We start from the raw sequence: 17,525 nt of genomic DNA on the forward strand, positions 1-17,525 counted from the left end.
TGATCAGCTCATGTGGTTGTACGTGGCCCCCGCGTGGACGTCGGTGACCTTGCGGGAGTGGAACGGCCGGTGGCGGTCGCCGGTGCCGGAGTACAGGTAGACGGACTTCGAGCCCGGGTGGACGGCGAAGAGATCGGCCTTGCCGTCGTGGTCAGCGTCCCCCGCGCTGAGGAGCTGGGTGTAGATCTGCCAGCCGCCGCCGATCTTCGTGCGCTGGACGAAGGTGCCGTCGCCCCTGCCGAGGTAGAGCCAGAGGACGCCGTTCCTGTCGCGGGCGACGAGATCGCCGGCCGGACCGCCGGCGAGGTTGCCGACGGCGACGAGCTGGTCGTAGATGCTCCAGCCGCTGCCGATGCGCGTGCGGGCCTCGAAGGGCCGGTTGGCGTCGCCGGTGCCCGCGTACAGCCAGAGGACTCCGGCCTTGTCGATGGCGACGACGTCCGCGCGTCCGTCCGAGTTCAGGTCACCGCCGCCGGTGAGGGTGGCGTACGTCTGCCACCCTCCGCCGACCCGCTGGCGCCCATGGACGCCGCCTCCGCCGTGGAGCTGGGGCATCCAGAGGACGCCGTCCTTGTCGCGAGCGATCACATCCGCGGTCACGCCCCACCCGACGATGTTCCCGACGACCTCGATCTTGTCGTAGACCTGATAGCCGGTGCCCAGGCGGACCGGACCGGAGCCCTTCCCGAGGTCGTCGGTCCACAGCGCGCCCTTGGCGTCCCGGGCGAGCACGTCCGGCAGGCCGTCGGCGTTCACGTCGTGCATCACGGAGGTGTCGGACCACTGGCGACCCAGGAGCCGGACGACGGGCCGGCCGTCGGCCCCGAGCGTGAGGCGGAAGACGCCGGTGACGTCGCCGCTGCGGCCTTGCGTGATCTTGACCGAGCCGTCCGGGGTGGCGGTCGTCCCGAAGGCGTGGTCGAGCACCTGGACCGTCTCGCCCGACCGCAGATGGCGGGCGGTCCCGTCGAACATCAGCCAGTCACCGAGCAGCTCGATGTCCAGTGGGTAGGAGGCGGTCCTGTCCGGGACGGGGACGACGCTCTCCGCCCCGGTCGTCCGGTCGCGGACGACGACCCGGAGGGTGTCCGCGCCGGTGTCGGCCTCGACCCAGGCGAACTGCCCGGCGGAGAGGGCGACATCGCGGTTCCGTGCGCCCTCCGGGTACGGGAACGTCTCCGTGACGGAGGCCGTGGCCAGGTCGACGAGCGCGCGCCGCTGCTCGCGCTCCGCGGTGCCGTAGGCGAGCAGGCCGTGCCCGGCGTCGAGCGGCGTCACCTTCTCGTACGAGGTCCCGGTCGGCAGACCGGTCACATGACGTTGGCCGGAGCCCATCGTCTGCAGGTACAGCCCATCACGCGCGGTCACGAAGACCGCCTCACCGGCGGTGCCCTTGTACTCCAGGTCCAGCGTGCCGGGTATCTCGTCCGGGCCGAACGACTCCCCGGTGGCCATGTCCGTGGCCGAGGCACCGAACCCGTCGGGGGAGACGACCATCAAGTCCCCGGATGCCTCGACGATGCCCCGGAGTCCGGAGTACGCCCTGTCACGGCTCGCGCCCGTCCCGTACGGGGTCCATCGCAGCGTCCTGGCGAACTGGTCGTCGCTCGGGACCATCGTGATGTACCCGGTTGCGCTCGCGCTCAGCAGCGCGGCGCCGGGCACGAGCGTACGGACCTCGATCGGGTCCGCCGCGGCGGCTGTCGGGAGGGAGACGGTGGCGCCTGCCGGTGCGGCGGTCAGGAGGCCGGCGCCCAGGGTGACGGCGAGGACCGTGGCGACGGCGGCGCCGAGGCGCCGGGGCATGCGTACGGGAAGCAAGAGGTGTCCTCCTGGGCGGCTGGGCGGTCGCACAGGGATGCGCGCCACCCGGTTCGACCACCGAACGGAAGAACCGGTTGTACGCAGGGGCCCGGAAGATTGACCCGAGAACGCAGACGACCCGTGGGCCTTGGTCCCGTCCGCTCGAGTTCGGACGAGAGCCGGCCGGACTTACCGGCGGCCCACGGGTCGGGTGACTGCTTGGGTGTCGACAGGTGACCTGCCGAGGTGCACAGAGTGCGACGGCAGGCCGTTAGCCCGCAGTCACCTCACGAGTCCGAAAAGAAACCATTTTTTCGGATCACCTCCTTTCGCGTGTGCTCCACACCCTAGGAGCCCTTCCGCGAAGCCTCAAGCTGTTTATTCTCCGGCTTCGGACCGCCGGTCAGCCTTTGAGCCCGGCGACGAACGTCGACCAGACGGAGCGCGGGAAGACCAGGGCGGGGCCCCCGAGCGACTTGGAGTCGCGGACGGGGACGCCGGCGGGGTGGTGGTCGATCACCTCGACACAGCTGCCGCCCTCGTTTCCGCTGTAGGACGACTTCCGCCAGCCGTTCAGGGCGGAGGAGTCGGGGATGGCGCGCTCAGTCATGGTGTCCGTAGTCCTTCGCTGTCGCTCGCAGCAGGGCGAGTGATTCCGTCAGGGGCAGGGCGTCGCTCAGCGCAAGATCGTAAGCGCCCTGGAGGCGCTCCACCACGGCCGGGGAGTCGTGCATCCTGCCGATGGACACGCCCTCGCTGTATGCCGCCGGGGGCTGGTCCTCGAACCACATCAGGGACAGCATTCCCTGGAGCAGGGGGTGGACACCCAGGCCGAACGGCAGGACGTGCACGCGGACCCGCTCCGTCTCCACCAGGTGCACGAGCCGCTCCAGCTGCTCGGCCATGACCGCCGGCCCGCCGACCCGGCGACGCAGCACCGACTCGTCGAGCACGGCCCACACCACGGGAGTCGCCGGATCGTCCAGGATCTTCGCGCGCTCGAGCCGGCCGGCGATGAAGGCGGCCTGCTCCTCCTCGCTCCTCGGCGGGAACGAGACGCCCAGGGCCGCACGGGCGTAGCGCGGCGTCTGGAGGATGCCGGGAACGCACGACAGCGCGAACTCACGGATCATCGTGGCCTGTTGCTCCAGCAGCCGGGCGGCCTCGAAGTAGTCGGCGACCGCTCCGTCCTCGCCGGGCCGAAACTTGCTCAACACGTCCGTGTTCAGCGCCCTGTCCAGCCGCTGCGCGTCCTCCTTCGACGGAACGCGCCGCCCCGCCTCGACGTGCGCGATGTGCGTGCGGCTCATGATCGTCGCGTCCGCCAGCTCCTGCTGGGTGAGCCCCGCCGCCTCGCGCCGTTCCCTGAGCCATTTCCCGTACGCACTGGCCATGCCCCACTCCCGTGCCTCAACGCCTTGACCTGGTCTACCCACGCTCCGCGTCGGGGCATTCGGCACGCCCTGCGTTTCCCCGAACAGACCGCGGGAGAGCGGCTCTTCCGGTACAAGGCGCCTCGCGTTCGTTTCCGGGACGCAACGATTTCATTGAACCGGGTGTGTCCTGCGTCACGTTCAAGTTGAATGATCTGAGGCGTGCGGATGCACGTGCGTACACCGTCCTGCAGGGGGTTCCGGGATGAGTGCTGCCAGGAGTGGGACCGCGGAGCGGCGAGACGCGGAGGGGCCGGGGGCCGATCTGCTCGCCGCGCTCCTCGACGGAATGGACGCGGCGCTCTGCGCCTTCGACGCGGACGGCACCGTCACGCACTGGAACAAGGAGGCCGAGCGGATCCTCGGCTGGTCCGCCGACGAGGCCGTCGGCCGCCGGGGCTTCGAGGGGTGGGCGGCGCGGCCCGCCGACGCGGTCGAGGCGCTGGCCCGCCTGATGGCCGCGATGGAGGCGCCGGGGCGGCTCGTCCACGAGTTCGCGCTGGTACGGAAGGACGGCGGCCGCGTCCTCGTGCGGACACAGTCCGCCGGCGTGCGCGGCGCGGACGGGAAGCCCGCCGGGGTGTACTGCGCCTTCAGCGAGGTCCACGCGCAGATCGATCTGGAGCGCTCGATCGCGCTCAGCGAGGCGCTGTTCGAGGACGCGTCCTGGGGTGTGGTCCTCGTCGACGTGGACCTGCGCCCCACCGTCGTCAACGACCACGCCGCCCGGGCCATGGGCGCGGGCCGTACGACCCTGCTCGGGCGGCCGCTGGGGGAGCTGATCGTCCAGGGCGTGGAGGAGCTGGAGTCCGCGCTGGAGCATGTGCTCGCGGAGGGCGCGCCGAAGGGGGCGGCCGAGGTGTGGGTGACGCTCCGCTCGCCGGAGGGCGAGCGGCGGCGGTGCTGGCGCAGCGGGTTCGTGCGGCTGGCGTCGCCGCTCGCCGAGGAGCCGGTTCCGCTGGGCGTCGGATGGCTGTTCCAGGACGTCACCGAGGAACGGCTCGCCGAGCAGGAGGCGGACCGGCTGCGGTTCCGGTACAGCCAGCTGCACCGGGCGGGCGCCGTGGCGGCCGAGTGCGAGGACCCGAGGGAGGCGGCGACGGTCCTGCTCGACTTCGCCCTGGCAGGGTTCGCCGACCACGCGCTCGTCGACGTGGCGGCGGGGGAGCGCAGACTCGTACGGGTGGCGGCGACGCCGGCGGGCGAGCCGGGCCCGGTCGTCCCCGTCGCGGGCGGCGGCATCCCGCTGCGATACCCCTCGGGCCATCCGGTGCTTCAGGCCCTCTCCCGTACGGGACCGGTACGGGCGTCGGCGCCCCCCACGGCGGGTCCGCAGGCGGCCGAGGACTGGGCGACGACACGCCACTGGCCCCGTGACGCGGTCCACGCGCTCTGCCTGCCGCTGCGCAGCCGGGGCAGGACGGTGGGCGCGGTGACGTTCCTGCGCGGCGCGTCCCGTACGGCCTTCGAGCGCCCGGACGCGGTCTACGCGGAGGCGGTGGCGGTACGGGTGGCGGCCTCGCTGGACCTGGCGGGTCCGGGTCCGGGGTCAGGGGCCGGTCCGGGGTCCGGCTCCGGTCCGGGGTCCGGATCCGGTTCGGGGGCCGGTTCGGGATGGCCCGGGCGGCGTTAGCCGGGTGGCCCGGGCTCCCGGTTCGGTCAGTGGCGGAAGAAGATCCGGTCGGCGTACTCGGTCATCACGCGGCCGTTCCACTCGTGCCCGCCGTCGACGTTCCCCGACCGCAGCAGCGGCGGCTCGATGCCCAGGCGGACCATCTCCTCGGCCGCCGCGGCCATCGTGGCCTGCATCAGGGCGCTGGTGACGACGGTCGAGGCGGGGGCGAAGGGCGCCTCGATGGCCTCGTGCGTCAGCTCGGCGTCGCCGATCGCGATCCGCGAGTCGAGGACGATGTCGCAGTGGTCCTTCAGGTACGACCCCGAGACGTGCCGGGACTTCGTCTCCGTCGCGTACGCCACCGACGTCACACCGATCACGGTGAGCCCCAGGGCGCGCGCGTTCATCGCCATCTCGACGGGCAGGGCGTTGCGGCCGGAGAGCGAGATGATGATCAGCACGTCGCCGGCCCTGGCGGGCGAGGAGTCGAGCACCGCTCCGGCGAGACCGTCCACACGTTCCAGGGCGGAGCCCAGCGTCGCGGGCATGACGTCCACGCCGACGGCCCCGGGGACGGCCAGCAGGTTCATCAGGGCGAGACCGCCCGCGCGGTAGACGACGTCCTGGGCGGCCAGCGAGGAGTGGCCGGCGCCGAAGGCGAAGAGCCGGCCGCCGGCGGCGACGGCTTCGGCGATCGCGGTCCCGGCGGCGGCGATCTCCTCGGCGTCCTGGTCGCGGACCTGCTGCAGCAGGTCGATCGCCGCGTCAAAGAACTGTCCTGCCAGCTTGGACTCGCGCGCGCTGTCGCCCATACCCGAAGCTCCTTGTCGTCGTGTCGCGGATCACGGTGCGGTCTGGACCATTGCTCTGTCAATACTGCCTTTCCTCTTCGTTTCACCGGCGGGGCACGGTTGTCGGTGGGATGCGTAAGAATTGGTGCAGGGCCAGCGCACGACTCATCGAGGGGCACGTATGTCCGGACTGATCGACACAACGGAGATGTATCTCCGCACCATCCTCGAACTGGAGGAGGAAGGTGTGGTCCCCATGCGCGCCCGGATCGCGGAGCGGCTCGACCAGAGCGGCCCGACGGTCAGCCAGACGGTGGCCCGCATGGAGCGGGACGGTCTGGTGGCCGTCGCGAGCGATCGGCACCTGGAGCTGACGGACGAGGGCAGGCGGCTGGCCACGCGGGTGATGCGCAAGCACCGGCTCGCGGAGTGTCTGCTCGTCGATGTGATCGGTCTGGAGTGGGAGCAGGTCCACGCGGAGGCCTGTCGCTGGGAGCACGTGATGAGCGAGGCCGTGGAGCGGCGCGTCCTGGAGCTCCTGCGGCACCCGACGGAGTCGCCGTACGGCAACCCGATCCCGGGTCTCGAGGAGCTGGGCGAGAAGGCCGAGGCGGAGTCCTTCCTGGACGACTCGATGGTCTCCCTCGCCGACCTGGACCCGGGCGCGGACGGCAAGACCGTGATCGTGCGCCGGATCGGGGAGCCGATCCAGACGGACGCCCAGCTGATGTACACGCTGCGCCGCGCGGGCGTGCAGCCCGGCTCGGTCGTGAGCGTGACGGAGTCGGCCGGAGGCGTCCTGGTCGGCAGCAGCGGCGAGGCGGCCGAGCTGGAGCCGGACGTGGCGGCCCACGTCTTCGTGGCGAAGCGCTGAGGACCGGTCCCGCGGCGGAAGCGAGACGCGGAGTCCCCGCGGGATCGACGGGAGTTCCCGTGAGCCCGCGGGGACTCCGCGTTTCCGGGGTCCTGCGCAGCACCGGATTCCCGCTTCCGCCCAGGTCCCGGGCCCGTTGGGGCCTTCGCGGCCCGTTTTACGGCGGAATCGCCACGCCCGTGGCCCTCGGCGTGCCACGCTGGGGGCAGCCGTACGGCCGGGGAGGGGTGGGTGCGATGGAGTCGTCCGGGGCGGTGTGCCGACAGACAGAGGGCCCCGGCGCCCATCGGCGCCGGGGCCTGTCCTCCCCTGTGCTGACCCGGAGCCCCGAGCTCCCAGGGTCATTCCCCTCGGACCGTTTTCCCCGAGCGGTCCGCCTCCCGCTGAAGATCTCCCCTCGGCGGCGCTCGTCAATCCTTGAGCGCGGTCACTCGAACGAGGGGTGTTACGTGGCAGAACCCCATTTTCGAATATGGGTTCGATAGTCTGGCGGTGCTCGACACGCTCGATGGGAAAGAGGGGGTGCCAGGGAACATGGTGCGACGACTCGACGTCACCGGGGCCGGCGGCGTACGCCTGGCGGCCTGGGAGTTCACGGAAGAGCAGGCAGGTACGACCGGGTCCGGAGTCTTACTCCTGCACGGCCTGATGGGCCGCGCCTCCCACTGGGCCCCCACGGCCCGCTGGCTGGCCGGGCGGCATCGCGTCGTCGCCCTCGACCAGCGCGGTCACGGCCTCAGCGACAAGCCCCCCGCGGGCCCCTTCACCCGCGAGGCGTACGTCTCCGACGCGGCCGCCGCCGTCGAGCAGCTCGGCCTCGGCCCCGTCACCCTCGTCGGCCACTCCATGGGCGCGCTCACCGCCTGGCAGCTCGCCGCCGAGCGCCCCGATCTCGTCCAGGCCCTGGTCGTCTGCGACATGCGGGCCTCGGCCCTCGGGGCCGCCTCGCAGCGGGAGTGGCAGGACTGGTTCCGCCGTTGGCCGGTGCCGTTCCCCTCGCTCGACGGCGTACGGCGGTGGTTCGGCGACGAGGACCCCTGGGTCGAGCGGCCGAACCCCGCGCGCGGCGAGTTCTTCGCCGAGGTGATGACCGAGCGCCCCGACGGCTGGTACCCGGTCTTCGACCCCGCCCAGATGCTCACCTCCCGCGAGACCTGGGTCCACGACGCCCACTGGGACTCGCTCGCCCAGGTCCGCTGCCCGACGCTGATCGTCCGCGGCCTGGACGGCGAGCTGGGCCGCGCCGAGGCCCAGGAGATGGTCCGCGTCCTCCCGCGCGGGGCGTACGCAGAGATTCCGGACGCCGGTCATCTCCTCCACTACGACCACCCGGACGCCTGGCGGACGGCGATCGAGCCGTTCCTCAACGGCGTCCTGACTCCTTAGGCCCGCGTCCCTGCGGGGCTGCGTCCCCGCAGCGGCGCCTAGTGGGCCGAGCCGCTCAGCGGCGGGGGGACCGGCCGGTCGTAGACGTTGTCGGGCGTCACGACCTGGGTGACCGCCCGGGCGATCAGCGTGCTCGGCTCCTGGCCCGCGGAGGTGATGTCCGTGTTGAGCATCAGCACCATGGTCGCCTTCTGCGAGGGCAGATAGACGGTCACGGTCTCGTAGCCGGGGATCGAGCCGTTGTGCCCGATCCAGCCGTCGGTCTCGAAGATGCCGAGGCCGTAGCTCGTGCCGGGGATGCCCGTCGGCAGCGTCCTGAGCCGCTCGGCCTGGGTCTCCGGGCTGAGCAGCTCGCCGGTGGCGACGACCTTCGCCCAGCGGCGCAGGTCGTGCAGATCCGAGATCATCGCACCCGCCGCCCAGGCCCAACTGGGGTTCCAGTCCGTGGAGTCGACGACCGAGCCGTCCGGCGTCTGGTCGGTGTACCCGCGCGGGTGCGGCTCGGGGAACTCCGCCGCGTGCGGGAACAGCGTCTCCCGAAGGCCCGCCGGGCGCAGCACCCGCCGGTCGATGACGTCGGCGAGACGCCGGCCGGTGACCTTCTCGATCACGAGGCCGAGGAGGACGAGGTTGCTGTTGCAGTACTCGAACCGGGCCCCCGGCGCGAAGGTGTTGTCGTGCCGGTAGCCGTACGCGAGCACCTCGTGCGGTGTGAACCGGCGGCTCGGGTGGCTCTCCAGATCATCGATGAAGTCCGGGTCGGAGGTGTACGGGAAGAGGCCGCTGCGCATCTCGGCCAGGTGGCGAAGGGTGATGGCGGCGCCGTTGGGAACGCCGTCGACGTAGCGGGAGATCGGGTCGTCGAGGCCGATCCTGCCGTCGTCGACGAGCTTCAGGAGCGCGGTGACCGTGAAGGTCTTGGTCTCGCTGCCGATCCGCACGGAGCCGTAGGTGGTCATCGGCCTGCCGGTGGCCTTGTCGGCGACACCGGTGGCGTGGACGTAGCAGCCCTTGCCCGGCATCCACACCCCGGCGACGACGCCGGGGATGCCGGCCTGCGCACGCGCGTCCTCGATGGCCTTGTCCAGACGGGCGGTCAGCTCGGGTCCGAGACCGCCGTCCCGGCACTCCTCGCCGCGGTGGTGTCCGGTGCCGGCGGGGGCGGACACGGGTACGGCGGTGGCGGGAGCGGTGGCCATGGGGGCCAGCACGGACGCCACGAGGAGCGCTGCGGCGAAGAGTCTGCGGGAGGGGGTACGTCGCATGTCGGGGGCGCCTCTTCCGGTTCAGGATCAGGAACGCCAACGTGACCCCTGCGGCGGCCGCGCACGCTCCTTCCACGCCCACGGCCCCCGGTGAGTCCACTCGTTCGGACCCGGACCGGCCCCCCCGCCCCGCAGTCCGGACCGGACCCGTACGGGAGCCGCCGTCGGGACGCGGGGGCGGCGATGTCTGCCCTCGGCCTTGCCTTCACAGCCCTCTCGCGCGGTCTGCCCCCGGTGCTAGGAGTGGAGGCAAGCCGCCCAGCAACAGGAGCCAGGATGAAACGCGAACGCGAACGCGAAGAGCCGGGGCGGCCCGCCGCCGCGTCCCGGGGCGCCCGCAGCCGGCCGCGGGCCGAGAGCGAGTCGACGGCCCCGGGCGCCTCCGTACCCGCCCCGGACTCGCTCGCCGCGCTGCAACGCAGCGTGGGCAACGCGGCGGTGACGCGGATGGTGCAGCGCTCCTCCGTGCACCAGGTGATCGGCTCGCGGGGTCGGCCGCTCGAACCCTCGCTGCGCGGCGAGATGGAGGCCCGGCTCGGAGCGGACTTCTCCGACGTACGCATCCACTCCGACCAGGCGGCCCAGCGCTCGGCCGCCGATGTCGGTGCCCGGGCCTACACCTCGGGGAACCACGTCGTCGTCGGCAGGGGCGGCGGGGACAAGCACACGCTCGCGCATGAGCTGACCCATGTGATCCAGCAACGCAAGGGACCTGTCGCGGGCACCGAGACGGGCGACGGTCTCAAGGTCAGTGACCCCTCGGACAGGTTCGAGCGGGAGGCCGAGGCCAACGCCGTCCGCGCGATGTCCGGCCCGGCACCGACCGACGACGCCCACGACACGCACGACCACGCCCACGACGCGCACGACCACGCCCACGACGCGCACGACCACTCCACCGGGACGGGCGGCGAGGCGGCCGTCCAGCGCGTCCTGGCTCCGGGTCTGGCGAAGGGGACGCCCGTCGTCAAGCACGAGGACGACGCGGACAGTCCGATGGGCTACTCGATCGCCGGATTCAGCTTCGGGTCCTATCTCGTCGCCCCCGAGGACGGCGGCAAGAAGGTCCGTGTGTCCCCGGTCGCCAAGGACTGGGGAACGGCCGAAGGCCGGGAGGAGTCCCGCAGGGCCTACCTCGAGTCCCGCGCGCAGGAGCTCGATCCGGCGGTCCTCGCCGCCAAGCAGAAGCAGCAGGACCTCAACCTCGGCGAGAACTACCTCAGCGCGGACTACCGCCGGATCAACCCGCTGCTCGCCGCACTCGGCGAGGTCGGCTACAGCCCCTCCGAGATCGCGTCCCCCGAGTTCTCCTTCCAGGCGAAGGAGACGCAGGTCCTCGACGCGTGGAAGCGCCTGGCCGTCGCCCGGAACTACGCGACCGACGACACGGTCGAGGGATGGGACGCGCAGCACCTCCGGAACACGTACGACATCTTCGCCCGCATCAACGGCGTGTGGAGCGACTTCGAGACGCCGCCGGCCAACGCCGACGGCCAGGTGGTGCGCGGCGACAGCAAGTACATCTACGACTCGTTCGAGGGGATCCTGAAGCAGGACGAGAACCACCCGGACGGCGGCTACGTGACGCTCAACCAGACGATCGAATGGCCGGCGATCCTGTCGACGACCTTCGGCGATCCGCTGACCCACACGTATGTGGCGGGCAAGGAGGTCGTCTGGGAGTTCGGCCTGCCTGCCGAGCACCAGGGAAGGTCGCTCGGCAAGAACAACGCGTCCGAGCAGGAGATGACCTTCCCCGTCGGAACCAGGATCAACATCAAGCAGGTGCTCGTGAGGAAGGGCGACTACGCGTCGGAGAAGGAGGAGAAGTACGGCAAGAGCGCCGCCGTGATCGTGTTCGCCGACATCCTCGGACGCAGCACCCCCTAGACCGCCAGGGCCCGCCGCAGGCAGGCGGTCAGGCGGGCGGCGATCGTCCCGTCGGGGTCGAGCCGCGGGTTGAAGATCGTGACGTCGAAGCCGACGGCACGCTCGTGGCCCAGGGCCGTCCTCAGCACGTCCTCCAGCTCGGCCCAGCTCAGCCCGCCGGGCTGCCGGTAGTCGACGGCGGGCATGACCGTGTCGTCCAGGACGTCGACGTCGAGGTGGACCCAGTAGCCCTCCCGTTCGGCGAGCCGGGCGACGGCGCCGCGCGCGGCCTCGCCCGCCCCGGCCGCGCGCACGTCGTCGAGGTCGAGGGCGTACAGCCGGGGCGGGAGCGGCCGGCTCCCCGCCGCGGCGGACTCGTCCGCGTCCCGGAAGCCGAACGCGACGACGTCCTCGTCCCGCACCAGCGGCCCCCGCCCCTCCAGGTCGGCGAGCATGCGGGGGCCGCGTCCGGTGGCGACGGCGAGTTCCATGGACGCGACCTCGCCGGTGGGCTCTGCGGACGGCTGGTAGAAGTCCGTGTGCCCGTCGAGGAACAGCAGGCCGTACCGACCCCGGCGCCGCAGAGCGAGCAGGTTGCCGAGCAGGATGCTGCAGTCGCCGCCCAGGACGACGGGGAAGCGCCCGGAGTCGAGCACCTCGCCGACGGTGTCGGCCAGCTGTACGGAGTACCGCGCGATCCCGCCGGGGTTGAGCACGCCGGTCCCGAGGTCCCTCACCGGGTCGTACGCGGGCGGTTCGACCCGCGCGACCCGAGCCACTCCGCCGAGCACGGCATCCGGCAGCTCCTGGACACCGGACGGCCGCAACCCGAGCACGGACGGGGCCTCGACGACGGCGAGGCCACGCTCGCCGGGCAGCGTCATACGTCCATGGTGTCCCCATCGGGCGGACCGTGCGCGCCGGTGAAATGGGCCTGCCCAGGGCGTTGCCGGGGCAGTAGCATCCCCGGATGCGAAGCATCGGGGCCCTGATACCGGAGGCCGGATCCGCCGACACCGCAGGTCTGCGGGAGGTCGACGCCGAGGAACTCGCACGGTACGTGGCGGACCCCGGGAATCCGTGGTGGCGCCGCAGGCCGTGCGTGATCGCGCTGACCGGCCGGGTCCCCGAGCGGTCCGTCCCCGGGCTGATCGCGCGCGTCCAGGACCCCCAGGAGACCCCCGAGGTGCGCAGGGCCCTCCTCGACCTGCTCGCCGACCGGACGGAGCTGCTGCCGTGGCTGCGGCACGAGGACCGCGCGTCCGACACCGCGTACGGCATGGGCGACGCATTCCTGAAGGCGCGGGGCCTGCTCGGGGACCGCACGGCCGCGCGGGAGCTGGCGACGATCGCCGCCTCGCCGTGGCGGCACTCCCGCGACGCCGGCGACGCCGGTCTGGACGGTCTCGTGGACCGGTACGGAGCGGAGGCGATCCTGGCCCAACTCGGCGAGGAGCGCCCCCAGGACCGGGAGTTCCGCGTCTGGATGCGGTACCGCGCCGACGAGGACGTGACCTACGCGTTCGCGGACCCGGACCGCGGGGTCGCGCACGCCGCGCAGTCGCTCGCGACCGACGCGGACCGTCTGCGCGCCTGCCTCGACGAGGCGGCGACGACCGAGGCGAAGGTCTGGGCGGCGTACGCGCTGTACCGCCTCACCGAGGACAGGGCCGAGGCCCGTGCGGTCTACGAGCGCCTGGGGCGCCCCCGGGTCGAGGTCGAGGGCCTGGACGAGGAGCTCCGCGGCCCGATCGTCCACGAGTACGGTCCCGGCTGCGAGCGCCTGAGCGACCCGCGGTGGCGGCTCGAGGCCGTCTGCGCCGAGCCGCCGGCCCGCGTCGACGTGGACGACCAGCTCCGCCGGGCGACGGCCGCCCTCACCGAGGCCGGCCTGGCGCCGAAGCCGCCGGTCTCCTGCGGCGAGGACAACCAGCAGGGGGACGGGACGTACCACGTCGTCGAGGCCGGTGGGGACCGGCTCCTGATCAGCACCCTCGGCCCGTTCGCGACCGCCGAGTACGAGTTCTCGGAGGCCGCCCGGCGCGCGCTCGAGGCGGCGGGTTTCCGCTGGATCGACGGGGACACGGGCGCGATCCGGGTCACGGACCTCTGCGTCTACTACTTCGGCGGACGGAACGCCGTCACGGTCGACACGGCGCTCTTCCACTGGCAGGACTAGGCGGGCCTCGGGTCTGTCCGGCGGCGGTCGCCGCCGGACAGACCTCTGCTCCCGTGGAGGGCTCAGCGCTTGAGCAGGAAGGCGAAGTCGCCGGAGAGCCGGCCGCTCAGCCGGTCCGCCGAGACGAGCCTGCCCTCCGCGATCAGTCGCTCGACCTCGGCCCGTGACAGACCGAAGCCTTCGGCGATCAGCCGGACCGGCCGTACGGGAATCCGGGCGGCGAAGCGTACCGAGACGTCGACGGCGTCGCCGCCCAGGTGATCCCGTCCGCCGGTGTCGAGGCGCCAGGCCCCGTCCCAGTCGAGGGCGACGCGGTTGCGGCGCCGTAGGAGCGGGTCCTGCAGCAACTCGGCCGCCAGGCGCGGGTCGTTGTCGTGCATCCGGTCGAGCAGCTCGGGTCGTACGGAGCGGACGTGCGCCCGCTCCAGGACCGTGAGCTTCGCCGTATCCCCGCAGGAGGTGCAGAGCACGAGGAGCCAGGCGTCGAGCAGCTTGTGGTTCGCGTTGACGCGGAACCTGCCGTTCGGCCGGAAGCGTTCGGAGCCGCAGCTGTGGCAGCGGCGGAGGACGACAGGAAGGCAGGTGGGCATGACCACCCAGCTGTTGAGCACAGGAGTACACCGGTTTCAGTGAGAAATCCGCAGCAAGAAGGAGCGCGGCGCACGCAGGGCGCGACGCGCGACGGTTCAGCGCTCGGGGGGTTCTCACACGGTGTACAAGGGCCTGCCTTTGGCTCGGCGACGTGGCTCGGCAGCACGGTACGGGCGAACGGTGGTGCCGATCCACCGCTTTTCGCGGGGTGTACGGGGCGGGGCTACCGGCCCTGGACGCGGAGGGTGACGAGGGTCAGGTCGCGGCTCCCGGAGGGCGTCCAGGGCGGGCTGCCGCTCGTGCATGAACTGCCGTCCCAGATCGAGGGCACGCCTGAAGGGAGCGCCTGGCACGGGTAGTCGCCCTGTCCGATGACACCCCGCGCAGAATCGTTCTTCAGTCTCCGGGCCATCCACGGGGGCCCTGGCGTCCGCCAACTGAACCGATGTCCCTGGGCGGACGGTGGACGACAGCCTTCCGGTGAAGACCGCCGTCATCCGGGCGTCCTCCGCGCGGGTGGCCGAGGCGTGGACGGGCCGGCGCTGTCGCCGTAGCGGGTGGCCATGGTGGCTGCTCGGGTGCGGAGGGCGGTGCGCAGGGACTCCGGGGCCAGGACTTCCGCGTCCGGGCCGAGCTGCCACAGCGCCCATTCGGCGTGCCGGGCGTCCTGGTACGTCACCTCCAGCCGCAGCAGCCCGTCCGCGTCGGGTTCCTCCGCGCGGACGGCAAGCGCGGTGTCCAGGAGCTCCTCCCGGCGCGCCGGGTCCACCCGTACCTGCACGGTGAGGTGGTCGTCGGAGAGGAACCGCGCGGCGCGCTCCCGCCAGATCCGGGCGAGGTCGACCCCGCCCGGGCGCTCCGCCGTCTCCGGGAGCTCCTCGGCGGCCAGCACCCGCGACAGCCGGTAGGTGCGGTCCGCGCCGGCTCGCGTGGCCAGCAGGTAGCCCCGGTCGCGTACGGTCACCAGGCCGATGGGGTCCACCGTGCGCCACTGCGGTGGCCGGCCCGTGGCCGCGTAGTGGATGCGCAGCTTGTGCCCGGCGAGCACGGCGCGCCGCACCTCGGCCATCGTGGCGACGGGTACCTCGTCGGCGGTCTGCCGGCGTGAGAGCAGGTCGGTCTCCGGCTCGACGAGAATCCGCCTGGCCGCGTCGCTCGCGGTCGCCCGGTGGCTCTCGGGCAGCGCGTCGACCACCTTCCGCCGGGCCGAGGCGAGTGCCGGCCCGAGCCCGAACGCCCGCTCGCCGCGCCCCGACGCGGCGGTCAGCAACGCGAGGGCCTCGTCGTGGTTCAGCCCGGTGAGCTCGGTCCGGAAGCCGGGCAGCAGCGCGAAGCCGCCGTGCCGCCCGCGCTCGGAGTAGACCGGGACACCGGCCGCCGACAGCGCCTCGATGTCGCGCAGCACGGTACGGGTGGACACCTCCAGCTCGCGGGCCAGTGTCTCCGCGGTCAGCCGGCCGCGCCCGCGCAGCAGGAGCACCAGGGAGACCAGCCGGTCGGCGCGCATGCGAGGACCTTAACCGAGCGCCGGAATACGTGACGGAGGGTGTCGTGATTTCTTGCGAGGCTCCCTGACACAACTCTCCCCGAGACGAATGGAGCTGACGTGGCGATGGAACGAACGGCGGTCAACCCGGTGACCTGGTCGGTGGACATGGGGTTCAACCAGGGCGAGGTCGTCTCCGGGCACACCCGGACCCTCTACATCTCGGGGCAGACCGCGATGGGCGAGGACGGCAGACCTCGGCACGAGGGCGACATGGCGGCGCAGCTCGCGCTGAGCGTCGCCAACCTGGAGGCCGTGCTCGGCGCGGCCGGCATGTCCGTCGCGAACCTGGTCCGGCTCAACGTCTACACGACCGACGTCGACCTGCTCTTCCGGCACTACGGCACGCTGGCAGCGCGCCTCGCCGCCGCCGGGGTCGCGCCGACCACGACCATGCTCGGGGTGGCCCGGCTGGCGATCCCCGGCCAGATGATCGAGCTGGAGGGAACCGCCGTCGCGTGAGGTGAGGCGCCTCCGGCCAGGACCGCGCACACGGCAGCGGCCGTCGGGATGCCCTTCCGACGGCCGCTGCGCTGTGTGTTCTACGGGTCAGAACGAGAAGACCGCGGTCTTCGCCAGCCCGCTGCGCATCTCGCACGTGTTGCCGTACGTGGCGGACCAGTTGATCCGCTTGCCCTCCCAGACGCCCTCGCCGGTGACCGTGACCGGCTCCCAGATGCGCGTACAGGGCGCGGAGCTGCTCCAGGCGGTGCCCAGCTGGGCGAAGTCGCCGTTGATCGTCTTCAGGTCGGCGCAGGCCGACTTCGGGGCGGGGTGGGTGCCGGACGCGGTCGGGGCGCAGTTCAGCGTGACCGCCCGGTCGATCGTCGCCGTCGCCGCGTCTTCGCCCTTGCCGATCGTGAGGACGAGTGCCGACGGCGGGTACAGCCCGGACGGCTCGGCCTGGGCGCTGCCGGACGTCGCGGCGACGCCGACGAGGGCGAGGCCGGTGGCGAGAGCCGTGGTGAGGGCGGTGTTGCGGAGGACGTAACGCACGGGGGTGTCCCTTCGAGACGAGTGCTTCCTGATTGCGCCTCGGAGTCTTGTTGCTGCGGAGGGTGATCGCACATCCTTCGCCGCTTTCCGGTCACGACCGAACGTTCGGCCTGTTGGGGGCGGGTGCGCGGCCTGGTCGAGAGCGCTCCACGGATGGTCGTGCAATCTCGAACGACCGTCTGAGCTGCGGTGATGCAGAATTTGTTCGAAATTGGAGCAGCTGTCTGAGGCTCTGTTCGACCGGAAGCTGGCCTCGGGGGATACCGGTACGGCGTTCGGCGCCGAGAACGATCATGGTCCGGTGTCCAGGTGGTGCGGTCGGGACAGATCACTCCGCCATCGGTGAACACCACCCCGACCGGGCACAACGGTCATTACCGTCCAGTGGCATGACGACGATCACAACCCGTGCGGTCGAATACCCGGCCGACGACCTGACGATGATCGGACACCTCGCGCTCCCGGCCGGTGCCGAGCGCCGGCCCGCAGTCCTGATCGGACCCGAGGGGACGGGGCTCAGCGATGTCGAGCGCCGCCGGGCCGAGGCTCTGGCCGAGCTGGGGTACGTGGCGCTTGCCTTCGACATTCACGGCGGGCGCTATTTCAGCAACCCCGAGGACATGCTGGCCCGTTGCCTGCCGCTGCTCGACGACCCCGACCGGATGCGGGGCATCGGCCACGCGGCGCTCGACGTCCTGCGCGCCGAACCACGGGCCGACCTCGACCGGATCGCCGCCGTCGGCTACGGCACCGGTGGCGCGATTGCGCTGGAGCTCGGTCGCGACGGCGTCGACCTGCGCGCGATCGGGACCGTCAACGCACTGACCACGGGCCGACCGGGCGAGGCGGCCCGCATCCGCTGCCCGGTATGGGCCGGGGTCGGGTCGGAAGACCCGATCATGCCGCCCGCGCAACGGATCGCGTTCACCGAAGAGATGCAGGCCGCCGGCGTCGACTGGCGCCTCGTGGTCTACGGAGGAGCCCTTCACGCCTTCCACCACCCGACGGTCGACCACAGCGTGCCTCCCGGCGTCGGCCATCACCCACGGCACGCACAGCGAGCCTGGCATGACATCGTCGCCCTGCTCGCCGAGTGCCTGCCCGTCACGGGTTGATCCGACGCGCCCGAGGTACGAGCCTCGCGGCGGCTGAGCGCGCCGGCGGCGAGTGGTGGGGC

Annotated in this window: 16 protein-coding genes; 7 read left to right on the plus strand and 9 right to left on the minus strand. The window is 72.2% G+C overall.

Features of this window, described 5'->3' with window-relative positions; translation table 11 throughout:
- Positions 1–3: 3 nt before the first annotated feature.
- From ACF1G2_RS25235 to ACF1G2_RS25245, 3 genes are all read right to left on the minus strand, one after another.
- Positions 4–1,821 carry an FG-GAP-like repeat-containing protein gene (locus tag ACF1G2_RS25235; RefSeq protein ID WP_391800433.1) on the minus strand — a complete coding sequence of 606 codons (1,818 nt, stop codon included), beginning with the start codon at positions 1,819–1,821 and terminating at the stop codon, positions 4–6.
- 385 nt (positions 1,822–2,206) lie between these two features.
- Positions 2,207–2,413, minus strand: a complete 207-nt coding sequence (locus ACF1G2_RS25240) for a DUF397 domain-containing protein (RefSeq protein ID WP_391800434.1) — start codon at positions 2,411–2,413, stop codon at positions 2,207–2,209.
- Positions 2,406–3,197, minus strand: a complete 792-nt coding sequence (locus ACF1G2_RS25245; RefSeq protein WP_391800435.1) for a Scr1 family TA system antitoxin-like transcriptional regulator — start codon at positions 3,195–3,197, stop codon at positions 2,406–2,408. Before ACF1G2_RS25245 ends, ACF1G2_RS25240 begins: the two co-directional genes overlap by 8 nt.
- A gap of 244 nt (positions 3,198–3,441) precedes the next feature.
- On the opposite strand from ACF1G2_RS25245, the gene ACF1G2_RS25250 reads away from it, so the two are divergent.
- Positions 3,442–4,869: a PAS domain-containing protein gene (locus ACF1G2_RS25250; protein ID WP_391800436.1), complete on the plus strand. Its 1,428-nt coding sequence runs from the start codon at positions 3,442–3,444 to the stop codon at positions 4,867–4,869.
- 26 nt (positions 4,870–4,895) lie between these two features.
- Here ACF1G2_RS25250 and ACF1G2_RS25255 read toward each other — a convergent pair whose 3' ends face one another.
- On the minus strand, positions 4,896–5,663 hold the full coding sequence (locus ACF1G2_RS25255; RefSeq protein ID WP_391800437.1) for an SIS domain-containing protein: 768 nt from the start codon (positions 5,661–5,663) through the stop codon (positions 4,896–4,898).
- Between the two features lie 160 nt (positions 5,664–5,823).
- On the opposite strand from ACF1G2_RS25255, the gene ACF1G2_RS25260 reads away from it, so the two are divergent.
- The gene (locus ACF1G2_RS25260) at positions 5,824–6,516 is read left to right on the plus strand and encodes a metal-dependent transcriptional regulator (protein WP_352190820.1); all 693 of its coding nucleotides are present in this window, start codon (positions 5,824–5,826) and stop codon (positions 6,514–6,516) included.
- A gap of 534 nt (positions 6,517–7,050) precedes the next feature.
- Entirely contained in the window at positions 7,051–7,902 is an 852-nt protein-coding gene (locus ACF1G2_RS25265; RefSeq protein ID WP_391800438.1) for an alpha/beta fold hydrolase, read from the plus strand.
- Between the two features lie 38 nt (positions 7,903–7,940).
- Here the strand turns inward: ACF1G2_RS25265 and ACF1G2_RS25270 are convergent, their stop codons facing one another.
- The gene (locus ACF1G2_RS25270; RefSeq protein WP_391800439.1) at positions 7,941–9,167 is read right to left on the minus strand and encodes a serine hydrolase domain-containing protein; all 1,227 of its coding nucleotides are present in this window, start codon (positions 9,165–9,167) and stop codon (positions 7,941–7,943) included.
- Positions 9,168–9,443: 276 nt separating this feature from the next.
- Here ACF1G2_RS25270 and ACF1G2_RS25275 point away from each other — a divergent pair, with 276 nt between their 5' ends.
- Positions 9,444–11,057, plus strand: a complete 1,614-nt coding sequence (locus ACF1G2_RS25275; RefSeq protein ID WP_391800440.1) for a DUF4157 domain-containing protein — start codon at positions 9,444–9,446, stop codon at positions 11,055–11,057.
- Here the strand turns inward: ACF1G2_RS25275 and ACF1G2_RS25280 are convergent.
- Positions 11,054–11,920 (minus strand): arginase family protein, encoded by an 867-nt coding sequence (locus ACF1G2_RS25280; RefSeq protein WP_391800441.1) that lies wholly within the window; start codon positions 11,918–11,920, stop codon positions 11,054–11,056. The genes ACF1G2_RS25275 and ACF1G2_RS25280 overlap by 4 nt on opposite strands.
- Positions 11,921–12,006: 86 nt before the next feature.
- Here ACF1G2_RS25280 and ACF1G2_RS25285 point away from each other — a divergent pair, with 86 nt between their 5' ends.
- Positions 12,007–13,215 carry a hypothetical protein gene (locus tag ACF1G2_RS25285; protein ID WP_391800442.1) on the plus strand — a complete coding sequence of 403 codons (1,209 nt, stop codon included), beginning with the start codon at positions 12,007–12,009 and terminating at the stop codon, positions 13,213–13,215.
- A gap of 62 nt (positions 13,216–13,277) precedes the next feature.
- On the opposite strand, the gene ACF1G2_RS25290 is transcribed toward ACF1G2_RS25285, so the two are convergent.
- The gene (locus ACF1G2_RS25290; protein ID WP_391800443.1) at positions 13,278–13,826 is read right to left on the minus strand and encodes a DUF1062 domain-containing protein; all 549 of its coding nucleotides are present in this window, start codon (positions 13,824–13,826) and stop codon (positions 13,278–13,280) included.
- Between the two features lie 473 nt (positions 13,827–14,299).
- The gene (locus tag ACF1G2_RS25295) at positions 14,300–15,313 is read right to left on the minus strand and encodes a helix-turn-helix transcriptional regulator (protein WP_391800444.1); all 1,014 of its coding nucleotides are present in this window, start codon (positions 15,311–15,313) and stop codon (positions 14,300–14,302) included.
- Positions 15,314–15,418: 105 nt separating this feature from the next.
- On the opposite strand from ACF1G2_RS25295, the gene ACF1G2_RS25300 reads away from it, so the two are divergent.
- Positions 15,419–15,814 carry a RidA family protein gene (locus ACF1G2_RS25300; RefSeq protein WP_391800534.1) on the plus strand — a complete coding sequence of 132 codons (396 nt, stop codon included), beginning with the start codon at positions 15,419–15,421 and terminating at the stop codon, positions 15,812–15,814.
- 87 nt (positions 15,815–15,901) lie between these two features.
- Here ACF1G2_RS25300 and ACF1G2_RS25305 read toward each other — a convergent pair whose 3' ends face one another.
- Complete coding sequence (locus ACF1G2_RS25305; protein ID WP_391800445.1) at positions 15,902–16,348, minus strand: subtilase-type protease inhibitor; 447 nt, start codon at positions 16,346–16,348, stop codon at positions 15,902–15,904.
- 389 nt (positions 16,349–16,737) lie between these two features.
- On the opposite strand from ACF1G2_RS25305, the gene ACF1G2_RS25310 reads away from it, so the two are divergent.
- A complete protein-coding gene (locus ACF1G2_RS25310; protein ID WP_391800446.1) occupies positions 16,738–17,463 on the plus strand; it encodes a dienelactone hydrolase family protein in 726 nt (241 codons plus the stop codon).
- Positions 17,464–17,525: the final 62 nt, after the last annotated feature.

This window comes from Streptomyces sp. NPDC013457, from assembly GCF_043089925.1.
GTDB lineage: Bacteria > Actinomycetota > Actinomycetes > Streptomycetales > Streptomycetaceae > Streptomyces.